Here is a 512-nt window from a genome sequence, read left to right as displayed (position 1 = left end):
CTTCAACTCCCGCAGCGCCTCCAGCAGGATTTCGGCGGGGTCACCGTCGCGGGTCATGGCCAGGCCGAACGCGTACCGGTCGGCGACGAGGGAGAACTTCCGCCAGTCCGGCTTACCGCCACCGTCGAACACGGACAGCTTCACGTACGGGTCCAGGGCGCCGTACAGGGCCAGGGAGCGGGCGGCGAACGTCTTACCCTGCCGGGGCTGCGCCCCGATCAGCATGCTCGTCCACATCAGCGGCACGGTGACCTTGTTGCCCCGCTCGTCCAGGCCGAACGGGGCTGGCTGCCACACGTCGGTGGGCTTGCACCGCAGCAACGGCGTCCGACCCGCACCCACGGCGAGCGGGTCACGGTCGGCCACCCACAACGTGTGCCGCCGGTGGCTGCTGGGGTCGCGGGAGATGAACACCTGCGACACCGCCACGTCCAAACCCGACGCGATGGCACCGCGGGCTTTCACCGCGTCGTCGAACGTCTTGCCGTACGGCAGGTCAATCGACACCTGCG

1 pseudogene is annotated in these 512 nt (G+C 69.5%); it reads right to left on the bottom strand.

The annotated features are described in order from the left end of the window. Positions 1 to 512: pseudogene (locus V6U90_RS33855) on the bottom strand (cell division protein FtsK); the annotation flags it as partial.

This window comes from Micromonospora sp. CPCC 206060, assembly GCF_036906895.1.
Classification (GTDB): Bacteria; Actinomycetota; Actinomycetes; order Mycobacteriales; family Micromonosporaceae; genus Micromonospora.
The sequence above is the reverse complement of the archived record's forward strand: the minus strand, read 5'-3'. Positions and strand labels throughout refer to the sequence as shown.